This window comes from Streptomyces sp. NPDC008163, assembly GCF_042956885.1.
GTDB classification, from domain to species: domain Bacteria; phylum Actinomycetota; class Actinomycetes; order Streptomycetales; family Streptomycetaceae; genus Streptomyces; species Streptomyces drozdowiczii_A.
Map to the genome: position 1 here is coordinate 64791 of NZ_JBIBHG010000007.1, position 22504 is coordinate 87294.

Genomic DNA, 22504 nt, shown 5'->3' on the forward strand with positions numbered 1-22504 from the left:
AAGGGCGGTTCAGCCGAGGGAGACGATCATCTTCCCGGTGTTCTCGCCGCGCAGCAGGCCGAGGAAGGCGTCGACGCCGTTCTCGATGCCCTCGACCACCGTCTCGCGGTACTTCAGCTCGCCCGAGGCCAGCCAGCCGGCCACGTCCTGGACGAACTGCTGCTGGAGGCCGGCGTGGTCGCCGACGAGCATGCCCTGGAGGCGCAGCCGCTTGCCGATGACCAGCGCGAGGTTGCGCGGGGCGGGGGTGGGCTCGGTGGCGTTGTACTGGGCGATCATGCCGCAGATGGTGGCGCGGCCGTGCACGTTGAACGAGGAGAGCGCGGCCTCCAGGTGCTCGCCGCCGACGTTGTCGAAGTAGACGTCGATGCCGTCGGGGGCGGCCTCGCGCAGCTGCTCGGCGACGGGGCCGTTCTTGTAGTTGAACGCGGCGTCGAAGCCGTACTCCTCGGTGAGGAGCTTGACCTTCTCGTCGGAGCCCGCGGAGCCGATGACCCGGGAGGCGCCCTTGATCTTCGCCATCTGGCCGACCTGGCTGCCGACCGCACCGGCGGCGCCGGAGACGAAGACCGCGTCGCCCTCCTTGAAGGACGCCACGTCGAACAGGCCGGCGTAGGCGGTGAGTCCGGGCATGCCGAGCACGCCGAGGTAGGCGGAGAGCGGGGCGAGCGATCCGTCGACCTTCACCGCGTGCTGGGCCGGGACGCTCGCGTACTCGCGCCAGCCGAGGCCGTGCAGGACGTGGTCGCCGACCTGGAAGCCCTCGGCGTTCGAGGCGACGACCTCGCCGACGGCGCCGCCGTCCATCGGGTGGTCCAGCTTGAAGGGCGGGGTGTACGACTTCACGTCGTTCATCCGGCCGCGCATGTACGGGTCCACGGAGAAGTGCAGGTTGCGCACGAGGACCCGGCCCTCGGCGGGGGCGGCGACCGGGGCCTCACGCAGCGCGAAGTCCTCGGCCTTCGGCCAGCCGTGCGGGCGGGCCGTGAGGTGCCATTCGCGGCCGGACGCGGGAAGAGCTGCAGACATGGGCTCGGGGTCTCCTCGGTGTGGGGGTGCGGGTGTCTCGGTGTCGGCAGCGAAAAGCTTCACTACCTGAAACAACCATGCTCCTGGATATTTCATGTTGTCAAGCAACTGGGTATCCTGGGTGTCATGGCCACCTCGCGCACAGATCCCCTGACTCTCGAAGTCATCGAGCTCATCGGCAGCGTCGTCGCGCGTTATTACGAGGAGTACGAGCAGGCCGCCGCCGCGCACAGCCTCACGGGCGCACAGGCCCGGGTACTGGGACTGCTGTCCGTCGAGCCGCTGCCCATGCGGCGGATCGCCCAGAAGCTGAAGTGCGAGCCGTCCAATGTGACCGGGATCGTGGACCGGCTGGAGGCGCGCGGCCTGGTGGAGCGGCGTCCGGACCCGGCCGACCGCCGGGTGAAGCTGGCCGCGCCGACCCAGCGGGGCACGGCGACGGCCGCGCAGCTGCGGGACGCGCTGGACTTCGCGCGGGAGCCGCTGGCGGGGCTGTCCGCGGCGGACCGGACGGTGCTGCGGGATCTGCTGCGGCGGATGCTCGGCGCGGGCGCCTGAGCGGCGGGCGGGCACGATGGGGGGCATGAGCACTTCCGCCCCCTTCGGGCCCCGTGAGTTCCAGCTCGTCCTGTTGCGCCGGATGGCGGACCACCGGCCGGATCTGGTCGAGGACGCCCGGCACGAGTTGAGCGCGACGCTCGCGGAGATGCGGGAGGCGAACCGGCGGTGGCAGGCCATGGTCCGGGCGCCGCGCGGGCGGGGCGCGCTGCGGCGCTACCGGTCGGTGCTCGGTGAGCCGGAGTCGACGGGGCGCCGGGTCGTCGGTGACCTGGAGTGCGACGTGCTGCTGTGGCCTGTGCCGCTCTGGCCCGGCCTGCGGTTCGAGGTGATGGTGGCGCCGGGCGGGGCGGTGTGGAACGAGTGGCTGGTACGGGCGCGGGGCGCTGTCGCGCCGGTGCTGCGGACGGTGGACGACCTGGTGCCGTGGTCGTGCACGGTGGACGAGGTCGCCCGTGCCTTCGCGCCGGCCCGGCCGATGGAGGGGAGCGCGCCGACGCGGTTCGCGCTGGGGGTGGGGTCCGGGGCGCACGCGTGTGTCGCGGAGTTCACGTGGGGGTTGTTGCAGAGGGTGGTTCCGGGGGGCTGAGGGGGCCTCACACGCCGGACGGGCCGGATGGTGCGGCCGGGCCGGGATTCGCCGCGCGGGGGCCGGCAACGCGGCGCGTTCGTACGGGTGGGCGCGCTCCGGGCGCGTGGACGGTTCGCACGACTCCGCGCGCGCAACGCGCTCGACACGCCGTCGGGCGGTCCCTCCTACGGCTCAGCCCAGCGGGCGGCGCGTCCCCGAACGGCGCAGGCTTTCAGGTGAGCCGGCTGTCCGTCGGTCGTCCTCAACGCTCTCGGGAGGAATCCGCCGTGACCGTCAGCCTTGAGCAGTTGCGCCGTTGCCATGTCGCCGTCGACCTGGGGGCCGCCCGCACCCGGGTGTACGTCAAGGGGCCCGGCCTCGTCGTGGACGAGCCGAGTGTGGCCGCCGTCAACACCCGTACCGGCTCACTGATCGCCGTGGGCGCGCTCGCCGAGCAGATGACGGGCCGCACTCCGGACTACATCCGGGTGGCCCGGCCCGTGTCCGGCGGGACCGTCGTGGACATCGAGATGGCCCAGCGCATGCTGCGCCACCTGCTCGGCGAGAAGCTCCGGCGCCAGCTGCGCCGCAAGCCCTGGCTGCGCGCCGCGGCCTGCACTCCGCACGACAGCGACCCGCTGGCGCGGCGCGCCTCCGTGGAGACCCTGGTCGGCCTCGGCGCCCGGCGGGTGGAGCTGGTCGACACCCTGATCGCGGCGGCCGTCGGCTGCGGGCTGCCGGTCGAGCAGCCGACCGCGACCATGATCATGGTGTGCGGGGCGGCGACGACGCAGATCGCGGTGCTCTCGCTCGGCTCGATCGTGACCGCGGTGCGCCTCCCGGTCGGCGGCGACGCCATCGACCACGCGGTCATCCAGCACCTGCGCCAGCACCACGAACTGATGCTGCCGAGCCAGTCCGTGCGCCCCCTCCAGCTCGCCCTGCACGGCAACGGGCTGACCACGCAGGGCCCCTCGGTTACCGAGATCCACGGCCGCGACGTCGCCACCGGCCTCGCCCGGTCCGTCCAGGTCGACACCGCCGCGATCCGGCAGGCGATCCACCGCCCGCTCACCGCCGTCCTGGACGGCGTCGGCAAGGTGCTGCGGGACTGCCCGCCCGACCTGGTGGCCGACCTCGCGGACTGCGGGATCATGATGGTCGGCGGAAGCGCCCTGCTGCCCGGCCTCGACCAGATGCTGCGCGACGCGACGGGCGTCCCGGTGCACATCGCGGAGCGGCCCGACACCTGCTCGATCCTCGGCCTGGGCGCCATGATGGAGGGCGAGATCAGCCCCCTGGTGCTCGACCCGCTGGCGAGCTGAGCCCGGCGGGAGCGGTGGGATGACGGACCGCGGCCTGCCCCGGTCGCCGCTGCTGCCCCGGCTCCTGGAAGCCGTGCTGAGCGTCGGCTCGGACCTCGGACTCCGGGCCACGCTCCAGCAGATCATCGACACCGCGACCGCCCTGACCGACGCCCGGTACGGAGCGCTGGGCGTACTGGACCCCGCGCGCGGCACCATCCGCGAGCTGTACGTATGCGGGATGACCGAGGAGGAGCAGGCGGCGATCGGCGACTTCCCGGACGGGCACTCCGGCATGCTCGGCGCGCTCGTGGACGCGCCGGGGCCGCTGCGCTCCGACGACCTGACGGCCGATCCGCGCGCCACCGGCATCCCGCCCGGGCATCCCCCGATGCGCTCGTTCCTCGGCGCCCCGATCCGGGTGCGCCACGAGGTCTTCGGCAACATCTATCTCGCCGAGAAGCACACCGGGCACTTCACCGAGACGGACGCGGGGCTGCTGAAGGTCCTCTCCGCGCAGGCGGGCATCGCGATCGGCAACGCCCGGCTGTACGAGAGCGCCCGCCAGCGGGAACGCTGGATCGAGGGCGCGGCGGCCGTCACCAACACCCTGCTGACCGGTGAGAACCTGTCCGACGCGCTGACGACGGTGGCGGAGCGGGCGCGGCTGCTCAGTGACGCGGCGGCCGGGGTGATCCTCCAGCCCACCGACGCGGGCGGGATGGAGATCGTGGTCGCCTCGACGCACGAGGACCCGGCCGGTCTCGTGGGCACGGCGATCGCCCCCGGCTCGCCCGTCCTGGAACAGCTGCTCGGCGGCGAGCCCGTGTTCATCGAGGACTCGGCGACCGATCCCCGGATGACGACGGCGGTGCGGTCGCGGTTCGGGCCGAGCATGATGCTGCCGCTGCAGAGCGGGGGCCGGCTCATCGGGACGCTCGCCCTGCCCCGGCGGCGCGGAGCGCGCCCGTACACCGCTCTGGACCGGCTGCTCGCCGCCCAGTTCGCCTCGCAGGCCGCACTGGCGCTGGTGCTGGCCGACTCGCAGCAGGACCGGGCGCGGCTGGCGGTGTACGAGGACCGCGACCGGATCGCGCGGGACCTGCACGATCTGGTCGTCCAGCGGCTGTTCGCCACCGAGATGATGCTGGAGTCGACCCGCCGCAGGGCCGGTGCCGGGGAGACGGGCGAGCTGCTCGGGACGGCCGTGGACGAGCTGGACTCCACGATCCAGGAGGTGCGGACGGCCATCTTCGCGCTCCAGCAGCCGCCCGCCGAGGCCCCCGCCACCTTCCGGGGCCAGGTGCTCCGGGAGACCGGGGGCGCGGCGGCGGTGCTCGGCTTCCAGCCGTCGGTGCGGTTCGCCGGGGCGGTGGACGCGCTGGTCGCGGAGCCGGTCGGCAAGCGGCTGCTCGCGGCGCTGCGGGGCGCCCTGGCGGCGGCGCACCGGCGGGCCGGGGTCTCCGCGATCGAGGTGGAGGTGGACGCGACGGCCACCCTGCCGGACGGCCGGGGCGCGGTCCGCCTCACGGTGGCGGACGACGGGCACGAGCCGGACGGTTCGCGGGCGGAGACGGTGACCTGGCAGGCGCCGCTGTGAGGGCGCGGGACGTCAGGGGCCCGGGGCGGCGCGCAGGGCGACCCGAGTGTTGGAGTGCGCGACGCCCGCCTCCCGCTTGAGGCGGCGCAGGAGGGTGTCGAGGGCGGCGGTGTCGGCGGCGGTGGCGCGTACGAGATAGTCGTGGCCGCCCGTCACGTGCACCACCTCGGTGATGCCGGGCAGGGTCAGCACCGCCCGTTCGAAGGTCTCGTTGGTGGTGTCCATCCGCAGCGTCACGTCGATGAAGACGACGAGCCCGGTACGGGTGTCGGCGGCCGGGTCCACGATCACCGTGAAGCCGCGGATGACGCCGTCCTTGCGCAGCCGCCGGACCCGGTCGGCCGCCGCGTTGGCGCTGAGTCCGACCCGTACGCCCAGGTCGCGGTACGAGATCCGGGCGTCCTCCTGGAGAACACCGAGGATTTCCCTGTCCAGACGATCCATGGTCCCTATTGTCGCAGTTTCGCCGCATATCCGAAGAGCGAGGAGGTGTCCCCCGTACGGACCAGGCCGACGGGCCCACGGCCCGTGGCCGTCCTTGACTGGCCGTGTGGACACAGCCGCGAAGCAGTCACCCGTACCCGTGGACGCCCCGGGCTCCGCCGCGTACCGGAATCTGATCATGGCCACGATCGGCTTCACGCTCACCTTCTGGGCGTGGAACCTGATCGCGCCGATGTCGGGGGACTACAAGGACCGCCTCGGCCTGAGCTCGTTCCAGCAGTCTCTGCTGGTGGCGGTGCCGGTGCTGGTCGGCTCGCTGGGCCGGATCCCGGTGGGTGCGCTGACCGACAAGTTCGGGGCGCGGCTGATGTTCCCGCTGACCTCGGCGCTGACCATCCTGCCGGTGCTGCTGCTGATCCCGGCGAAGAACTCGTACGGGGCGATGCTCGCCGTGGGGTTCCTGCTGGGGGTCGGCGGCACGACGTTCGCGATCGGCATCCCGCTGGTCAACTCATGGTTCCCGCCCGCCAAACGCGGCCTCGCGCTCGGCGTCTTCGGCATGGGCATGGGCGGCGTCGCGCTGTCCGGCTACTTCACGCCGCGCATCGCCAAGCACGGCGACAACCTGCCGTTCCTCGTGGTCGCGGGTGCTCTCGTGGTGTACGCGGCGATCTCCGGGCTGCTCATCAACGACCACCCGGGCCGCAAGGTGCCGACCGATTCACTGGCGCACCGGCTGGGCTCGGCGGGCCGGCTGCGGGTCACCTGGGAGCTGTCCGCGCTGTACGCGATCGGCTTCGGCGGCATCGTGGCGTTCGGCGTGTACCTGCCGACGTACCTCAAGACGTGGTACGAGCTGACGCCGACCGACGCCGGTACGAAGGCGGCCGGGTTCGCTCTGGTCACGGTCATCTTCCGGCCGATCGGCGGCTGGCTCTCGGACCGGATCCACCCGGCACTGGTCACCTCGGTGGCGCTGGGGGTGGCCGCCCTGATGGCGATCGTCCAGGCCTTCGACCCGCGCCTCACCCCGACCGGCACGATCGCGCTGCTGGTCATGGCGGCGGGCCTGGGCACCGCGAGCGGCAGCGTCTTCGCCCTGGTCTCGCAGGTCACCCCGCAGGCGAAGGTGGGCAGCGTGACCGGCATCGTCGGCGCGATGGGCGGGCTCGGCGGGTTCGTGCCGCCGCTGGTGATGGGCGCGATCTACAGCGCGAAGGACTCGTACTCGATCGGCTTCATGCTCCTGTCCGACCTGGCGCTGGCCGGCTGTGTGTACGCGTACGGGCGCATGCGGAACGTACAGCGGGACGGGTGAGGGGCGCGGGCGCGCGCCGGGGTGTGAGGCGGGCGGTGCGCGCCGGGGCGTGAGGCGGGCCTCATTCGTGACGGTCCGGGGGCCGGGGTGGGCGTGCCGATCTAGGGTGCGCAGGGTGATGCCACTTCTGCCCGCACTCCAGGACGTGTCCGGACCGGCGGCCGCCCGCGAGGCCGTCCGGTTCGACGACGTCACCCTCACCTACTCCGGGCTGGCCCGGGTCACGAACGCCCTGGCGGCCCGCCTCACCGGGGCGGGCCGGGTCGCGGTCTGGGCCACCCCGACCGCGCACACCGTCGTCGCGGTGGTCGCCGCGCTCCGGGCCGGGGTCCCGGCCGTCCCGCTGAACCCGAGGACCGGGGAACGGGAGCTGGCGCACATCGCGGCGGACAGCGCCCCCTCCCTGGTGCTCGCCGCGCCCGGCGACGTGCTCCCGCCCGCCCTGGCCGGCCCGGAACGCCTGGACGTCACCCCCGCACCCCCGGACCCCGCGCCCGTCACCGGCCTCCCCGAACCGGACCCGGAGTCCCCCGCGCTCGTCGTGTACACCTCCGGGACGACCGGCCCGCCGAAGGGCGCCGTCCTCCCCCGCCGGGCGCTCGCCGCCTCGCTGGACGCGCTGGAGGACGCCTGGGGGTGGACCGCCGACGACGTCCTGGTGCACGCACTCCCCCTGTTCCATGTGCACGGGCTGATCCTCGGCGTGCTGGGCCCGCTGCGCCGGGGCGGCTCCGTGCGCCATCTGGGCCGGTTCTCGCCGGAGGGCGTGGCCCGGGAGTTGGGCGCGGGCGGCACGATGCTGTTCGGCGTCCCGACGATGTACCACCGGCTGGCGGAGGCGCTGGCGGACCCGGACGCGTCGGCCGGGCTCGCGAAGGCCCTCGCCGGCGCCCGGCTGCTGGTCTCCGGGTCGGCCGCGCTGCCGGTCCACGACCACGAGCGCATCGCGGCGGCGACCGGGCGCCGGGTCATCGAGCGGTACGGCATGACGGAGACCCTGATGAACACGGGCGTCCGGGCCGACGGGGCTCCGCGCCCCGGCACGGTCGGCCCGCCCCTGCGCGGGGTCGAGCTGCGCCTGGTCGAGGAGGACGGCACCCCGCTCACCGGCGCGGAGGCGATCGGCGAGATCCAGGTGCGCGGCCCGAACCTGTTCACCGGCTATCTCAACCGCCCGGACGCGACGGCCGCCGCGCTCACCGCCGACGGCTGGTTCCGGACCGGCGACATGGCCACGCTCGACCCGGACGGCTATGTGCGCATCGTCGGCCGCAAGGCGACGGACCTCATCAAGAGCGGCGGCTACAAGATCGGCGCCGGCGAGATCGAGAACGCCCTGCTCGACCACCCCGGCGTGCGGGAGGCCGCGGTCACCGGCGAACCCGACGCGGACCTCGGCGAGCGGATCGTGGCCTGGGTGGTGCCCGCCGACCCGGCCGCCCCGCCCACCGCCGAGCAGCTGGCGGACCATGTCGCCGCCCAGCTGGCCCCGCACAAGCGGCCGCGCACCGTCCGCTACCTGGACGGGCTGCCGCGCAACGACCTGGGCAAGATCATGAAGCGGGCGCTCCATGGCTGAGCGGCTGACGGCACGCGAGGCCGTCGCCGCGCTCACCGACGGCTTCACGGAGCTGCCCGCCCCCGCCGGGGACACCGACGGCGACGGCCCGCTCGGCTGGACCGGCTACGCCGAATCGCGGGCCCGGGCCGTCGCCCGTACCGGCGAGCAGGAGTCCGTCGTGCACGGCACCGCCACGGTCGGCGGGCACCCCTGCGTGCTGATCTCCTTCGAGTTCGGGTTCCTGGGCGGCTCGCTCGGGCAGCGCACCGGGGACCGGCTCGAAGCGGCGTACGAGGAGGCGATCGCGCGGCGGCTGCCTCTCGTCTCGCTCATCGCCACGGGCGGCAGCCGGATGCAGGAGGGCATGATCGCGCTGACCCAGCTCCAGCGGGTGGCACGTGCCTCGGCCCGGCTGCGGGCGGCGGGCCCGGCGCAGCTCGCCGTCCTGCGCGACCCGACGACCGGCGGCGGCTGGGCCACCCTGGGCGCGGGCGCGGACGTGATCCTGGCGGTGCCCGGGGCGCAGATCGGGTTCGCCGGATCGCGGGTGCGTCCGCCCGGCGCCGACCCCGCCGCGTACACCGCCGAGGGCCAGCTCGCGGCCGGTTCGGTCGACGCGGTCGTGGCGCCCGGGGAGCTGTCCGCCGTGGTCGGCGGCTGGCTCGGCCTGCTCGCCCACCGGGACGCCCCGCCCTCCCCCGCCCCGGTCCCGGCGGCGCTCGCGGCGGCGGACCCGCCGGAGACCGGCTGGGACGCGGTGCTGCGCGCACGGGCTGCGGACCGGCCGCGCGCCGGGGCCTATCTGGACGCCTACTTCGACGCGCGCCTGCCGCTGAGCGGCGACCGCTGCGGCGGCACGGACCCGGGGCTGCTCTGCGGATTCGGGATGCGCGCGGGGCATGCGGTGGCGTACGTGGCGCAGTGCGGTACGGCGACGCGCCCGGCCGGATACCGCACTGCGGCCCGGGTGATCCGGCTCGCGGACCGGCTGGGCGTGCCGGTCCTCACGCTGATCGACACGCCGGGCGCGGCCAACGACGCGGAGGCGGAGCGGGCCGGTGCCGGGGCGGCCATCGCGGACGCCTTCGCGGCGGTGGCGGCGGCCCGGGTCCCGGTCACGACGCTGGTGATCGGCGAGGGCGGCTCGGGCGGGGCGCTGGCGCTTGCGGCGCCGGACCACACCCACGTCACGCCGGACAGCTACTTCTCGGTCATCGCGCCGGAGCTCGCCGCCGCGATCCTGAAGCGCTCCCCGGACCGGGCCCGGGAAACGGCCGGCCAGTTGCGGCTGCGCCCGCAGGACCTGGTGGAGCTGGGCGTGGCCCGCTCGGTGGCCGGTCCGCGAGCCGACGGGCGGCGGGCGTGAAGGCTGGCTAGCGTGAACAAGGGGGCATTCACCCGTACGAGGAGATGACCACGATGCCCGCAGAAGCGACCGAGGGCACACCGTGCTGGGCCGACGCGACGTTCACCGATCTGGAGGGCGCCAAACGCTTCTACGGTGAGCTGCTGGGCTGGACATTCGGTGAGTCGCAGCCGGAGTACGGCAATTACACCCAGGCCCACGTGGACGGCAAGGCGGTCGCCGCGCTGATGCCGCCGGGCCCGGGCGGGATGCCGACGGGCTGGTGCCTGTACCTGGCCTCGGCGGACGCGGCGGCCACCGCGTCGAAGATCCGCGCCAACGGCGGCACCGTCCTGGTGGAGCCCATGCGGGTGGGCGACTTCGGCACGATGGTGCTGGCCACCGACCCGGGCGGGGTGACCTTCGGTGTATGGCAGCCCGGCAGCCACCAGGGGTTCGAGACCGATATGGTCCCCGGCGCGTTCACCTGGGCCGAGGTCTTCACCCGCGCCCCGGAGATGGCGGACACCTTCTTCCCGGCGGTCTTCGGGTACGGCGTGCAGCGCATGGCGGACGACGGGGCCGACTTCACGCTCTACGACCTGGGCGCCGACCCCGTCCTGGGCCGCATGAGGATGACGGACGACTTCCCGCCGGAGGTGCCGCCGTACATGAACGTGTACTTCGCGGTGTCCGACTGCGACGCGGCGGTGGAGCAGGCGAAGTCACTGGGCGCCACGCTGCGGTTCGGCCCGATGACCATCCCGTTCGGCAGGTTCGCCGCGCTCACGGACCCGCAGGGCGCGCCGTTCTCGCTGTTCGACAGCGGCACGACGGGCGGCGAGATGCCGAAGCTGGAGAGGGAGGCGTAGGGCCGCCCCGCTACGCCTCGGGGTGACGCGCGTCGTACCGGGCGAACCCGGGCCACCGCAGCGCGAGCAGCCCCACGGCGACGGCACACGCGATCCCGCCCCCGGTCACGGCGAGACCGGGCGAGGTGAGGTCGGCGGCGGACCCGGCGAGGAAGTCCCCCAGCCGGGGCCCGCCGGCCACCACCACGATGAAGACGCCCTGGAGCCGGCCGCGCAGCTCGTCCGGCACGGCCGCCTGGAGCATGGTGTTGCGGAAGACCATGGACGTGGTGTCGGCGGCCCCGGCGAGCGCGAGGAACAGGATCCCCAGCCAGAGCTGCCGGGTCAGCCCGAAGACGGCGACGGCGGCGCCCCAGCAGGCGACGGCGACCAGGACCGCGAGACCGTGCCGCCGGACGCTCCCGAGCCACCCGGAGAACACCCCGCCGAGGAGCGCCCCCAGCGCCGGTGCGGCGACGAGCAGCCCGGTGGTCTTCGCGTCGCCCCCGTACCAGAGGACGGCGACGACGGGGAAGAGCGCGCGGGGCTGGGCGAGCACCATGGCGCACAGGTCGCTGAGGAACGTCATCCGCAGATTGGGCCGGGTCCCGAGGAACCGCAGCCCGTCCATCACGGAGGCCCGCTTCCGGTCCGCCGCGTCGTCCCGCTCGGGCAGCATGGCGGGCAGCCGCCACATCGCGTAGAGGGAGGCCGTGAAGGTGACGGCGTCGACGCCGTACGCGGCGCGGTAGCCCCACCAGCCGACGATCAGGCCGCCGAGCATGGGCCCGACGAGCGTGCCGGTGGTGCTGGTCATCGAGTTCAGCGCGTTGGCGGCGGGCAGCTGCCCGGCCGGAAGCAGCCGGGCGATCATGGAGCTGCGGGCGGGTGAGTTGAGCGCGAAGCAGACGGCCTGGAGCGCGACGACCGCGTACAGCACCCCCACCTGCTCGACACCGGCCACGGTGACCCCGACGAGCGCCACCGACAGCAGGAACGACCCGAACGCGCTGACCAGCCCCAGCTTCCGCCGGTCCACGGTGTCCGCGATGGCCCCGCCGTACAGCCCGAACACCACGAGCGGCACCAGCGAACACGCCCCGATGAGCCCCACGGAGAACGCCGACCCGGTCAGGTCGTACACCTGCAACGAGACCGCGAGCGCGGTCATCCCCTGCCCGATCCAGGACACGGTGTTCCCGAACCAGAGCCGCCGATAGTCGGGCGATATACGCAAGGGGGTCAGATCGGCGAATATCCGCCCTCGCGGCGCCGGTTCATCGGCGCCCTCGGCGGATTCGGTCAGGGATTCGGTCACGCGGAATGGTATCTACCGTGAAACACGCGGGCGAAAGGCCCTGGGGTGCCGGTGCTTCCGCGCGATCGCGCCCTCCACCGCACCCTGAAGACCGTGGCCGGCCCGTTTGTTCCGCCGACGGTGCGGGCACCGGGGCCGAACCGATCGGCGTGAACACGTTTCCGCAGGTCAGAATGGGCATAGCCACCCGACTCCATCCGGCTGCATCCCACTCGATCCGGCTCGCACGGACGGCGAGTGAACAGGTTCTCGTCCACCCAGTGACGGGCGCCCCCAGAAACGCTGGGGTCGCTCGCTGTGCACGGGCATCCGGCGACTGCCGGAGTCAGTCGACGCTGTCGCTCAGGCCCAGGACCTCCGGACTGTCACCGGGGAAGCTCCCTGGCATGCCCAGTACGTCGATCGTGTGCCCGTACACGCCGGCCAGGAACTCGACGACGCCGACGGGGAACTCGTTCCAGTCCCCGTTGTCCGTACGGACGACAACCGGCCACACGTCCGGGTCCGAGGGGCTCGTCTTCCAGTGGAAGACGTCCCCGCGATTGGATTCCCCCCAGGAAATCAGGCCTCCTGGCCGAGGGAAGGGAACGTAGTCCTGCATGTCCCCCATCTCGTACCAGTCCTGCAGGATCTCGTCGTCCCTGGCCCCGGACGCCCAATACACCTCGGCCCCGGGGAGGGGAACGGACACACTCAGGAAGTCGCCGACGACGAGGATCGGATACGCCTCCGCCAAGGAGCGGAAGTCCGAAGGCAGCGCCGTCCCAAGGCTTCCCTCAAGCACGGCCCAATCCACGCTTCGCCCTCCGGGCACCCGCCACCGCGTCATCGCCGGAAGCACGGCCTCCAGCTCTTGGAGCCTCACCATGTCGTCTGCCATTCCGGGCTGTTCCCCGCCAATACGCTGTCCGCACAGCCCGTGGCGTGACTGTAGTTGACCTTCCCTGTGTACATGACTCACCTTTCGGACGCACTGGAGGGGTTCGTGAAGGTTCGCGGCACAGACTCAACACAGACGCGGCCCCCACTCGCACCAGGAGATCAATTCTCCCGGCCGGGCAGAGGCCGCGTCCAGCATCTCTCATCAGAGGGGGAATGCAGCTCTTATGGGAGGAATTCCCATGAAGGCTCACCGGACGTGAAGTTCCGAGAGCAAACGGTCACGTCTTCGCCCCTGAGATACGCCAGCAGCCACTCACTGAACGTCATCTCGTGGAGAACCCAGGAAAAGCTGTCGAATTCCTGCACCAGCACGCGCCAGGGAGACGACACCGCATCGGGAAGGCGAAGAAAGATCGTCTCACCCGTCATGGCGGCTGCCACCGGCATCAACTCCCCGGGCTTTGCACCCACCGGACTGGGCAGGTACTCGACCATGTCCTCCTCGCGCCAGAGTTCGAGATCACCTCTGATCTCTTCCCCGAGATTGTGGAGAAGGTGTCTTGCCGGGTGCCTCAGGTACAGCTGCCCGTTGATCGAGATCGAACCGTAGGCATCCACGATCTCCCGGAAGTCATCCGGGAAAACCATGCCGATTTCCTGTTCGAGCTCATTCCATGGAGTGGGATCCGACCAGTTGAACTGGGGATCCCCCAGCAAAGCCGAGATCTCCGCAAGCGTGGACAACTCAGATCCCTTCTAGCACGTCGACCCGAAGCCGGTCCTCGAGTTGACTGCCGTGCAGGAATACGAGCCTGTGACCTGCCCGCCCCTGTAGACAGTCATCCCGACCTGAACCGATGTAGGCACGGCCGAATGCGGGTCCCCGTAAACAGGAGTGACCGACATGAACAGTTGATTGCCTGCGTTCAATGCCGTCCAGCCGTAGCGTTCCACCTTGCTGGCCATTCGCGCATTCGCCCGACGGTGCAAGGCCACCAGATTTCGGGTATCCGCACCGGTACCCTTGCCCCAATAACCTATCAGGTGCCCGGCCTGAGGCTCCCCGCCGCCGGCGGCAATCTCTCCCATCCCTTCCGGCTCGACCGAAGGCTCACATTCAGGGCACTTCGGTAGCCCCTGGGCCCCGGTTCGTGACCTGCGGTCACCCTTCGTGAGAAATGCCATCGCGCCTGTGGCCCGACAGCCCTTCTGCCCTTGGTGATCGGTGTACTCCTCCATGCCGCCGTAGATCCGACCCCCGTCGAACAGAGGCATCATGTTGCAGGAGTGCCCGTCGTCGCCGCCAGTCCGAGGCTGAGGCCTCGGCATGGGCCCCGGAGTGGGTGCCGGGGTCGGCCCCGTGTCCGGCTCGTCGTTCGAGTCGGACGAACTCGCCTCGTCGGCCGACGGCATCAGCAGGTCGCCGAATGCCTCGCTGGCGTCCTTCAGATTCTGTTGGCCCTGCGGGGTTGCGGCGTACAGGGCCGTGGCCAAGGCCACCACCGCTATACCCAGTGCGATCGCGAAGTGGCCGTCGACCTCCACTGCGGACACCGGGTTACCTCCGGCGAACGCGTAGCGGTTGCCGGTGTAGGGGTCGGCACCGAGGTTCATGTCGGCAAGAGCACCGGTGTACATGTCCCGGGTGGTGAAGCGGTTGAGGCCCGGGTCGTAGTCGCGGAAGCCCATGTCGTAGGTGCCGGCCTGGGCGTCCCACCGCTTGGCGTTGAAGCGGTAGGGGTTGTACTCCTCCTTGGTCGGGTCGGTGGCGGCGGGCTTGTCGATGCCGGTGAACTCGGATTCGTCGTTGCCGCCGTAGGAGCTGTAGCCGTAAGTGGCCTTGGTGTCACCGTTCTTGTCGGTCAGCGTTTCGACGTCCGTGTGGCTGTTATAGCCGTAGTAGCCGTCCTCGCTCGTCCCGTCGGTGTTGTGCTTGATCTGGGAGAGGCGTTCACCCCACGGGCTGTACTGGTACGACTTGGTCAGCTCGCTGCCGACCTTCTCGTCCAGAACCTCCCCGGACAGACCCAGGTATTCGTAATCCGTCGTCTTGCCGGCCGCCGTCTTCGACGCCGTGCGGTCCAGTGGGTCGAACGTGTACTTCGTGGACTTCAGCGCACCTGTGTCGTCCGCCTTCTGGGACTCCACGACGTGGTCGAAGCCGTCGTACACACTGCGCTCGATGACCTTGCCGCCGCTGGTCGTAGACTCCATACGGCCGAAGGGATCGTAGTTGTAGTTCGCCGTTGTACCGCCGGTAGTGGCGGACAGCAGACGGTTGCGGTCGTAGTTGTAGGTGGTCGTGGCGCCCTTGACGGCCTGGCTGATGACGTTTGCGTTGTCGTCATGGACGTACGTCTCGGTACCCGCGCCGTTGCCGGTCTTGACGCTCCTGGCGAGCCGGTCGACGGGGTCGTAGGTGTAGTCCGTGGTCGAGGAGAGGTAGGCGCCGTGGTTGTCGGCGTTCATCTTCTTCGTCACGTCTTGCGCCTTGTTCCCGTTGGGGTCGTAGGCGTAGGTGTGCGAAGCGACGAGCGTCGTGTCGTCCGGCTTCTTCTCCGTCGACGTCTTCAGTGACGCGTCGGGGTAATAGGTGTAGTCGACGGTGTTCTTGTTGCCCTTGGTCTCCTTGAGCTTCATGCCGCGGTCGGTGTACGTGTACGACGTGACCTTCGGAGCGGCGTCATCCGCGTTCTTGCCGACCGAGACCGTCTTGACCAGCTCGCGCAGGTCGTAGATGTACTTGGAGTACTGGTCAGGGTGCGTGACCGTCTCCACCTGACCATTGGCGTCGTAGGTGTATGACGTCGCCTTCTTCTCTTGGCCGGCGAGCGCCTCGACCACCTTCTGGACCTGGTTGAGCCCGGTATAGGTGACCGTGTAGGCATCGACCTTCGTCCCTGACGAGGTATCGCCGACGGAGGTCAGATTGCCGTTGAGGTCGTAGGCGTAGGAGAAGTCCTTCTCTTCGTTGTCCGTGTCGCCGGAGTTGTCGCGCACCAGCTTGACTCCGTCGGCGACCGTGATGCCGGCATTGGACTGATCCAGTTTGAGCTTGGTGTCCTCGCCCTGCTTGAGGGGGTAGGAGCCCAGGCTGACCCAAGTGCCGGTGTTCGCGGTCTGGTCCTTGGTGACGGTCGTCTCGGTGGTGGTGCCATGGCTGAGCGTGTACTTCGCACTCGTCGTGGCGCCGGTCACCTTCGGATACTTCGCATAGGCCGTGTAGGTGCCGTCGGCCGGGACATTCAGCGTCCACGTGAACGTGTCCGTGCCCGAAGCCGACGCGTGCGCCTGGTGGTTGTAGCCCTGCTGACCGGTGACGTCAGCTTTGGGCCAGGTGCCCGTCGCCGACGTGTTCTGGGTGTCGGAGTTGTCGACCAGTACGACGTTCTGGCCTACCGGGACACCGTTGTCCGCCCTGGACTTGAGTGAGCCGTCCGGGTAGTACGACCACGTCATGGTGCGGTTGGACGAGCCGTCTGCGGCAGAGATGGTGCGTGCCTTCTGCTGGCCCGTCTCGGTGTAGTCGTACTCCGTGACGATCGACCACGGGTCGGTGGACTTCTTCGTCCACCCGTTGTCGTAGTACTCGTAGCTGGTGTCGTTGCGGACCGTCTCACCGTCCGAAGGCGGCAGTGACGTCGTCCTGACCCGGCCCACCGCGTCATAGTCGGTGCGCGTGTAGACATCGGACTTGTTGTACCGGGCGTCTGCCGGGTCGTAGAGCTGGTACTGCCTGACCGGTCGGTTCAGTTCGTCGTAGTCGGTGCGCGCGGTGAACGCCGTCGTTGTCCCGGCCGCCGTCGCGCGTGGAGTGATCGTCTTGGTGGTGTTACCGACTTGGTCGTACTCGTACTTCGTCGAGCGGGTCCTCGTTCCGTCGTACGGGGCCTTGACCTCGGTCTGCTTGCCGCGCTCGTCGTAGGTGACGGTGGTGGTGTTGTTCTCCTTGTCCGTGGTCGACACCGTCAGGCCGTCCCTGTCGTAGGACTGCAGCGTGAACTTGCCCGCCGCGTCCGTGACCTTGATCGGACGGTGGTCCAGGTCGTAGTCCGTCTTCGTGGTGAAGTCGCTCGTGTCGGGAGACGCGTTCTTCTTGGGGTCGACGACTGTGGTGACGTTGCCGACGTTGTCGTAGGCGTAGGAGACCTTGTCACCGTCCGCGTTCGTCACGTCGGTCAACTGGTAGATCGAGTCGTACGTGTTCGTCGTGAGGTAGTCACCGGCGACCGACGTCGAGTCCGTGCCCTTGGGCTCGGTCGTCGTCCGCAGGTTTCCGGCCTTGTCGTAGGTGTACGCCGACGTACGCGGCTTTGTGTTGTTGTTCGCCGGGGCCGTGGCGGACGTGACCTGGTCGGCCTCGTCGTACACCGCCGTGGACACGGCACCGTTCGGGGCGGTCGACGTGGTGATGTTGTCGTTCGCGTCGTACACCGGCTCCGGCGTCGTGATGGTCACGGTTGCGCTCTTGGGTACGGTGTTGACCGTGGGCCGGCCGAAGACGTCGTAGTCCTGCGTCGTCTTCTTGCCCAAGGCATCCGTGACCGACCTCACCTGGCCGCGCTCGTCGTAGACGTATGTCGCGGACTTGTTCAGAGCGTCAGTAATGGTGTTCGGGTAGCCCGTGGGTCCGAAGTCGCTGTAGGCGGCCGGGTGACCGTTGGCGTCGGTGGCCCTGGTGAGTTGACCGTAGGCGTCGTACTCGTAGGAGGTGGTGTAGTCACCCGCCGTCGATGTCGCGACGCCCTTCGGGTCCGTGACCGTCTTCAGGTTGCCGAACGAGTCGTACCCGAACTGCCACGTGCGGCCCTCGGGGGACGTCTTCGAGAACAGGTCGGCGCTGAACCCGTCGAGCCGGGTCTGGTACGTGTACTGCTGCGAGTCCGCCGGGAAGGAACCCGGCGCGCACGCTGACTGGTCCGGCACCCCGGACTTGTTGTGCTCGGCGTCGCGCGACCACAGCGGGTAGCCCGTCTTCTGGTCGTAGCAGTACGCGGTCTTGGCGCCGTTGGCCTCCTCCAGGTAGGTGACGTTGTTGTCCGCGTCCCAACTCATCTTGGCGCTGTGGGACTGGGCGTTGATCGTCTGTACCGGACGGCCGAAGTCGTCCGTCGTGTACGCCGTGGTGTGCGACTCGGCGTCCTTCACCGACGTGTCCACGAACTTGGCGTTCGTGCTGTCGGCCGCGTACGTGAAGCCGGTGTCGCCGCCGAGGCGGTCGGTGATCGTCTTCGTCCACCAGTGGTAGGCCGGGTCGTCGCCGGTCTTCGGCTCGTTGTAGACGAGCTTGGTGCTGTGCTGACGCGGATCGTGGACGTCGACGAGCTTGACGTTCTTGTTGCCCTGCGTGGCGTCGTAGGTGAAGGAGAAGACCTTCTCCTTGCCCGAGCCAGCTCCGTCGGTCAGCTTCGTCAGCAGGCCCTCGGTGGAGTACCCGAAGGTCAGGGTGCGGCCCGAGATGTCCGACATCGACTTGACGTGGTCGACGCTCTTGACGCTGGTGGCGTCGGACTTCGCGTAGTAGTCGACCGTGAGGGACTTACGGCCCGCCGGGTCGGTGATGTACTTGAGGAACTTGGTCGGCTTGTTGTTGGACTTGCGCTCCTCGTACGTGAACGTCTGCGTGTTGCCGTTCTTGTCGACCGCCGACGTCAGGTAGCCGTCGCAGCCGAAGAGGAAGCGCGTGCCGTCCGGGCGCGTGAACGTCCAGGCGTCAGGGACCGGGTCCTTGTCCGGGGTGCAGTCCAGGCCCGACTTCATCGTGATCTTGTAATGGACGCCCGCCGGGGCCTTCCACGTGCCGTCGTCCTGCTTGCGGAAGACGTGCGTGGTGCCGTCGCCGTCCGGCAGCCGGATCTCGGTGGTGTTGGCGCTCGGGTTCGGGTGGAAGTCCACCGGGGCGCCGAGCCGGACCGGTCCCGCCAGCTGCGCCGACCAGCCGGGCCCGGAGACCGTGTCCGAGGTGTCGAGCGAGTTGTAGGAGAAGCGGGCGAAAGTGGACAGGCCGCGGCCAGGGTTGTTGAACGCGTTGTAGGACCACACCGCGTTGCCGGATGCCAGGTTCGTCATGACCGTCGAACCGGCGCCGGTGTTCTTGCCCGTGTACGTGTAGAACTTCTCCAGACCGAGCGTGTTGGAGGTCGGGTCCTCCACCGCCACGTTCTGCTTCAGGGACGGGATACCGCCGGTGCCCGCGGACAGCCAGCTGCCGTCGGAGACCTTCTGGGTGTCCCAGCCGAGGACATATTCGGTGCGGTGGCTGCCGGAGTCCGAGTTGATCGGCGTGTTGACCTTGGCCCGGACCGTAGCCGACTGGCCCGGCAGCAGGGCCGGAATCGCGGTCTTGACCTGGTTGCCACCAGTCGTCATGTCGGTGCCGTCGGGGAGCTTCCACGTGTACGACAGGACGCGCTCGCCGGCCGCCCATGCGGCGTTCGTGGTGTTGGTGACCGTCATGTCCACCGTGTAGGTGGAGTTGGGAGTCATCCGGGCCGGCGTCTGCGGCGCGTAGTACGTGTTCTCCGTGGTGGAGTCGACGTAGATGACGCGCAGCATCGGGCCGAGCTGCTGGTCCTCGCCCTCGGAGGAGAGGAACAGGGTGCGCTCCTGCGGGCCGGTGGTGGTCTCGTCCTTGAGCTTGAGCAGGGCGCCCTTGTTGCTGGACGGGGTCTTCACCCAGCCCTGCGTCATGGATGTGGCGTCCCACCAGTGGCGGCCGACCTCGGAGACCTGGGCGACGGTGTCGGAGACGGTGGCGCCGAAGTCGCCGCCCGCCGTCGTCCACGCGGTGCCGGAGGCGGCACTGTTCCAGGTGGCGGTGGTTTCCGTGAAGTCCTTGTTCAGGCCGTGGAGCTCGTAGATCGCGCCGTCGGTGTCGGTCGTGGTCTCCGCGCCCCACATATAGAGCTTCGAGTCGAGGACCGTGGCCGTCGAGGGGATCGAGGACGTCGGGAATTTCAGCGTGGTGCGGGTCTTGCCGTACGTGCCCGAGTTGTTGCCGATGCTCAGCCACTTCTGGCCCACACCGAAGGACTGGATCGCGTCCTGGTTGGTGGTGGGCTGCTGGGAGGAGAGCGTGGTGTCGGTGACGCCTCCCGCGGTGCCCTGCACGATCTTCATCGTGCGGCCGGCCTTGGGGACGCCCACGACTCGGGTCGGGGACCCGATGAGGGAGCCGTCCTTGGTCTTCACCGCGATCTGGTAGTAGTACGACCGCCCGATCTCGGTCGACGAGGAGTCCGGGGTCGGCTTCGCGGTGGTGTCCGTGTAGGCAGTGGTGCCCTTGTCGACGGGCGCCACGAGGGTGGCCGCGCTCGGCGTGAACGTTTGCTGCGTGGAGCGGTGCAGCTGGTACTCGGTGATGTCGAGCCCGCTGTCGCCGGTCTTGTTCGAGTACGCCGACCAGGACAACTCCGGTCCTGTGTCGTGCACGACCGTCGGGGAGTCGAGGGCCGAGCCCACCTTGCCGTACGTGATCGTCAGGCGCGGGTAGCTGGACTCCTCACCCCCGTACGAGATGCCGTCCCCGGCCTCATACCGGGGGCCACCGGTGAGCGTCGAGGCTACGGTGTCGTCCTTGGCCTGGAGCACGAAGCCGTTGTTGGTGGCCGTGCCGGAGACCCACTTCTGGACGGTGTCAGTCACCGCGAACTTGTGCCAGGCGTTGTACTCGCCGGTGTTCTTGACGATCTGCGCCGGGTTCACCAGGCGGATCGAGTCGGCGATGTTGCGCGTGGTGGACGAGCCCGTATCGCCCAGGACCACCTTGCCGGTGTTGCCGCGGCTGAAGTAGTACTGCGTGCTGCTCAGCGCCTTCCACGCGGCGGCCGAACCAGTCTGGTTGACCGTCGCAGTGGCGGTGCCGTCACGGTGGCTGATCGTGTAGGGGGCCGCCGTCGCCGCGTCGGTCGCGGGCGGGTAATGGGCCTCGATCCGGTACGACGCCGTCTCCGGGATCACCGGCTGCCAGGTGTAGGTCTCACCCGTCGCGGTGTTCTTGTTGTAGGCGAAGTCGTCGTTCGTGGCGGCGCCGCCGGTCGTCGTGCCCTTGGGCCACTCGCCGACGGCGGCCGTGCCCGCGTCACCGTCGTCGATCTGGTACGTCGTACCCGACAACTCGCCCGACAGGGAGGAGGTGTTGGACCATGTCGCCGTCGACTCGTCCCAGGCTCCGGTCGCCCGGTGGACCTCCATGGTGACATCGTTGGCATTGGTCGTGTGCGTCTGGTCGTAGTACATCTCCAGCCGCGCCGTGTCGATCTTCGTGCCCGCCGGGATCTCGTTCAGCGGGAACTTGATCAGGGAGCGGGCGATGCCCGTGTCCGTCTTGCCGACCGACAGCTTCCAGGTGTTGTTGAAGTTCGCCGAGGGCTGGTCGGACAGGACCATGGTGTCCTGCGACTGGGCCGCTGACGGGGTGATCGTGATCGTCGGGTCGATCGTGACCGGGTACTGGCGCTTCGGCGAGGCCAGCCACGCGGCGTCCGGCGTGACGACGATCTTCCACTGCTTGCCGTCACGGACGAGGCGCTGCCGCACCTTCGAGCTGTAGGCGAGCCCGTACGGCGAGTCGGCGTCCTTGCGGGTGTCCGTCATGTACGCGGCCGGGATCGTCATGACCGGTGTGTGCGGCAGTTCGCCGTACAGGGCGATCGAGCCGTCCTTGCGCGCCTTCGGCGTCAGGCCGCCACTGTCCAGCGTGAAGGTGTAGGAGACCGGACCCCCAGGGGCCTCGGACAGGAGAATGTTCTCCTTGACCCGGCCCTGGCCCACCTCGTACTGAAGGTCGGCGCCGCCCTCCGCCACGCCCTTGTACGTGACGGTCGCGCCCTTGGCCTGCGGGTCGACGGCCTTCGCGGCCGCGCCGTCGAGACCGAGAGTGACGGCCGGGCCTTCCGTGCCGGCCTGGAACTTCAGCAGGTGGCCGGTGTCACCGCCGAACCAGCTTCTGCCGGAGTTCGTGGTGTTGGCGAAGTCGTAGCCCTTCGCCAACGTCTTCTCGACGCCGGTGTCGATGGCCTTCCAGGTCTTCTTCGTGCCCTTGCCGACGCCGTACGCCGTCGGCATCGCGGACACCTCGGCCTGGACTCGCCCGTCGGACAGCTCCCAGAACCGGGCGTGCTCGGTGCGGCGTGAAGTCAGCTCGCGGACCCGCTCGGCCGGGGCCCGCTCCTTGCCCTTCGGCAGCTTCTCGCGGCTGGGGATCTCGAGCTTTCCACCGGTGGGCGGTGTCAGGCCGGTGTCATCGTCGTCGTCGCTGAACCACCCCTTGATGGCGTCGACGACGCCCGGGCCGTCGTCTCCCCTTCCGGACCGGGTGGTGGCGTACGCCAGCTGTGGCATGGCCGTACTCACCACCGCCGACACAACCAGACAGGAGATTATTCTCCCGTATCGGACTTTCACGTCCAGTTTCCCTTTCGATTACGGCATGCCGAATAAACCGGGCGGGAGGCTCCCGGCCGGCGTCACACCTACCAATTGCGGTCAAGTTTCTAATCACACGGAGAGGGGCATGTCAATCGATCACACAAAAGGGGTAACTGGTCGCTGCGCTGCGGCGATGCCCGCCATACAGCACCTGACGCATCCGGCGAAACCCAAAAGCCATTTCATCCTGAAACACCATGAAGAGGGCACGACCGGTTCGCCCGGCTTTCTCCGCCCAGTGGAATTCACGAGACCTTCTGCGGTATAACCCCTCAGTTTTCCACCGCCGCATTC

Annotated in this window: 14 protein-coding genes; 8 read left to right on the top strand and 6 right to left on the bottom strand. The window is 69.8% G+C overall.

The genetic code is table 11. The annotated features are described in order from the left end of the window. Nucleotides 1–9: 9 nt before the first annotated feature. Complete coding sequence (locus tag ACFZAT_RS17295; RefSeq protein WP_391265088.1) at nucleotides 10–1029, bottom strand: zinc-binding dehydrogenase; 1020 nt, start codon at nucleotides 1027–1029, stop codon at nucleotides 10–12. Between the two features lie 126 nt (nucleotides 1030–1155). Here ACFZAT_RS17295 and ACFZAT_RS17300 point away from each other — a divergent pair, with 126 nt between their 5' ends. The 4 genes from ACFZAT_RS17300 (at nucleotide 1156) to ACFZAT_RS17315 (ending at nucleotide 5062) form a co-directional block, all read left to right on the top strand. Beyond that, on the top strand, nucleotides 1156–1587 hold the full coding sequence (locus ACFZAT_RS17300) for a MarR family transcriptional regulator (protein ID WP_391265089.1): 432 nt from the start codon (nucleotides 1156–1158) through the stop codon (nucleotides 1585–1587). A 16-nt stretch (nucleotides 1588–1603) separates the two neighbouring features. Further along, entirely contained in the window at nucleotides 1604–2176 is a 573-nt protein-coding gene (locus ACFZAT_RS17305; RefSeq protein ID WP_391265090.1) for a hypothetical protein, read from the top strand. A 269-nt stretch (nucleotides 2177–2445) separates the two neighbouring features. After that, nucleotides 2446–3483 (top strand): rod shape-determining protein, encoded by a 1038-nt coding sequence (locus ACFZAT_RS17310; protein WP_391265091.1) that lies wholly within the window; start codon nucleotides 2446–2448, stop codon nucleotides 3481–3483. Nucleotides 3484–3502: 19 nt separating this feature from the next. Further along, nucleotides 3503–5062 carry a GAF domain-containing protein gene (locus ACFZAT_RS17315; RefSeq protein ID WP_391265092.1) on the top strand — a complete coding sequence of 520 codons (1560 nt, stop codon included), beginning with the start codon at nucleotides 3503–3505 and terminating at the stop codon, nucleotides 5060–5062. A gap of 12 nt (nucleotides 5063–5074) precedes the next feature. Here ACFZAT_RS17315 and ACFZAT_RS17320 read toward each other — a convergent pair whose 3' ends face one another. Continuing rightward, on the bottom strand, nucleotides 5075–5506 hold the full coding sequence (locus ACFZAT_RS17320; protein WP_026171549.1) for an Lrp/AsnC family transcriptional regulator: 432 nt from the start codon (nucleotides 5504–5506) through the stop codon (nucleotides 5075–5077). 106 nt (nucleotides 5507–5612) lie between these two features. Here ACFZAT_RS17320 and ACFZAT_RS17325 point away from each other — a divergent pair, with 106 nt between their 5' ends. The 4 genes from ACFZAT_RS17325 (at nucleotide 5613) to ACFZAT_RS17340 (ending at nucleotide 10602) form a co-directional block, all read left to right on the top strand. Beyond that, nucleotides 5613–6824, top strand: coding sequence for an MFS transporter (locus ACFZAT_RS17325; RefSeq protein WP_391265093.1), 1212 nt, complete (start codon nucleotides 5613–5615; stop codon nucleotides 6822–6824). A gap of 118 nt (nucleotides 6825–6942) precedes the next feature. Further along, on the top strand, nucleotides 6943–8403 hold the full coding sequence (locus tag ACFZAT_RS17330; protein ID WP_391265295.1) for an AMP-binding protein: 1461 nt from the start codon (nucleotides 6943–6945) through the stop codon (nucleotides 8401–8403). Beyond that, complete coding sequence (locus tag ACFZAT_RS17335) at nucleotides 8396–9751, top strand: carboxyl transferase domain-containing protein (protein ID WP_391265094.1); 1356 nt, start codon at nucleotides 8396–8398, stop codon at nucleotides 9749–9751. Before ACFZAT_RS17330 ends, ACFZAT_RS17335 begins: the two co-directional genes overlap by 8 nt. Before the next feature lie 44 nt (nucleotides 9752–9795). Next, nucleotides 9796–10602 (top strand): VOC family protein, encoded by an 807-nt coding sequence (locus ACFZAT_RS17340; protein WP_391265095.1) that lies wholly within the window; start codon nucleotides 9796–9798, stop codon nucleotides 10600–10602. A 10-nt stretch (nucleotides 10603–10612) separates the two neighbouring features. On the opposite strand, the gene ACFZAT_RS17345 is transcribed toward ACFZAT_RS17340, so the two are convergent. The 4 genes from ACFZAT_RS17345 to ACFZAT_RS17360 all read right to left on the bottom strand — a co-directional run bounded on the left by ACFZAT_RS17345 (nucleotide 10613) and on the right by ACFZAT_RS17360 (nucleotide 22123). Continuing rightward, nucleotides 10613–11899 carry an MFS transporter gene (locus ACFZAT_RS17345; protein ID WP_391265096.1) on the bottom strand — a complete coding sequence of 429 codons (1287 nt, stop codon included), beginning with the start codon at nucleotides 11897–11899 and terminating at the stop codon, nucleotides 10613–10615. A 325-nt stretch (nucleotides 11900–12224) separates the two neighbouring features. Then, on the bottom strand, nucleotides 12225–12779 hold the full coding sequence (locus tag ACFZAT_RS17350) for an SMI1/KNR4 family protein (protein ID WP_391265097.1): 555 nt from the start codon (nucleotides 12777–12779) through the stop codon (nucleotides 12225–12227). A gap of 224 nt (nucleotides 12780–13003) precedes the next feature. Beyond that, nucleotides 13004–13525 (bottom strand): SMI1/KNR4 family protein, encoded by a 522-nt coding sequence (locus ACFZAT_RS17355; protein ID WP_391265098.1) that lies wholly within the window; start codon nucleotides 13523–13525, stop codon nucleotides 13004–13006. 12 nt (nucleotides 13526–13537) lie between these two features. After that, a complete protein-coding gene (locus ACFZAT_RS17360; RefSeq protein WP_391265099.1) occupies nucleotides 13538–22123 on the bottom strand; it encodes a DNRLRE domain-containing protein in 8586 nt (2861 codons plus the stop codon). Nucleotides 22124–22504 lie beyond the last annotated feature (381 nt).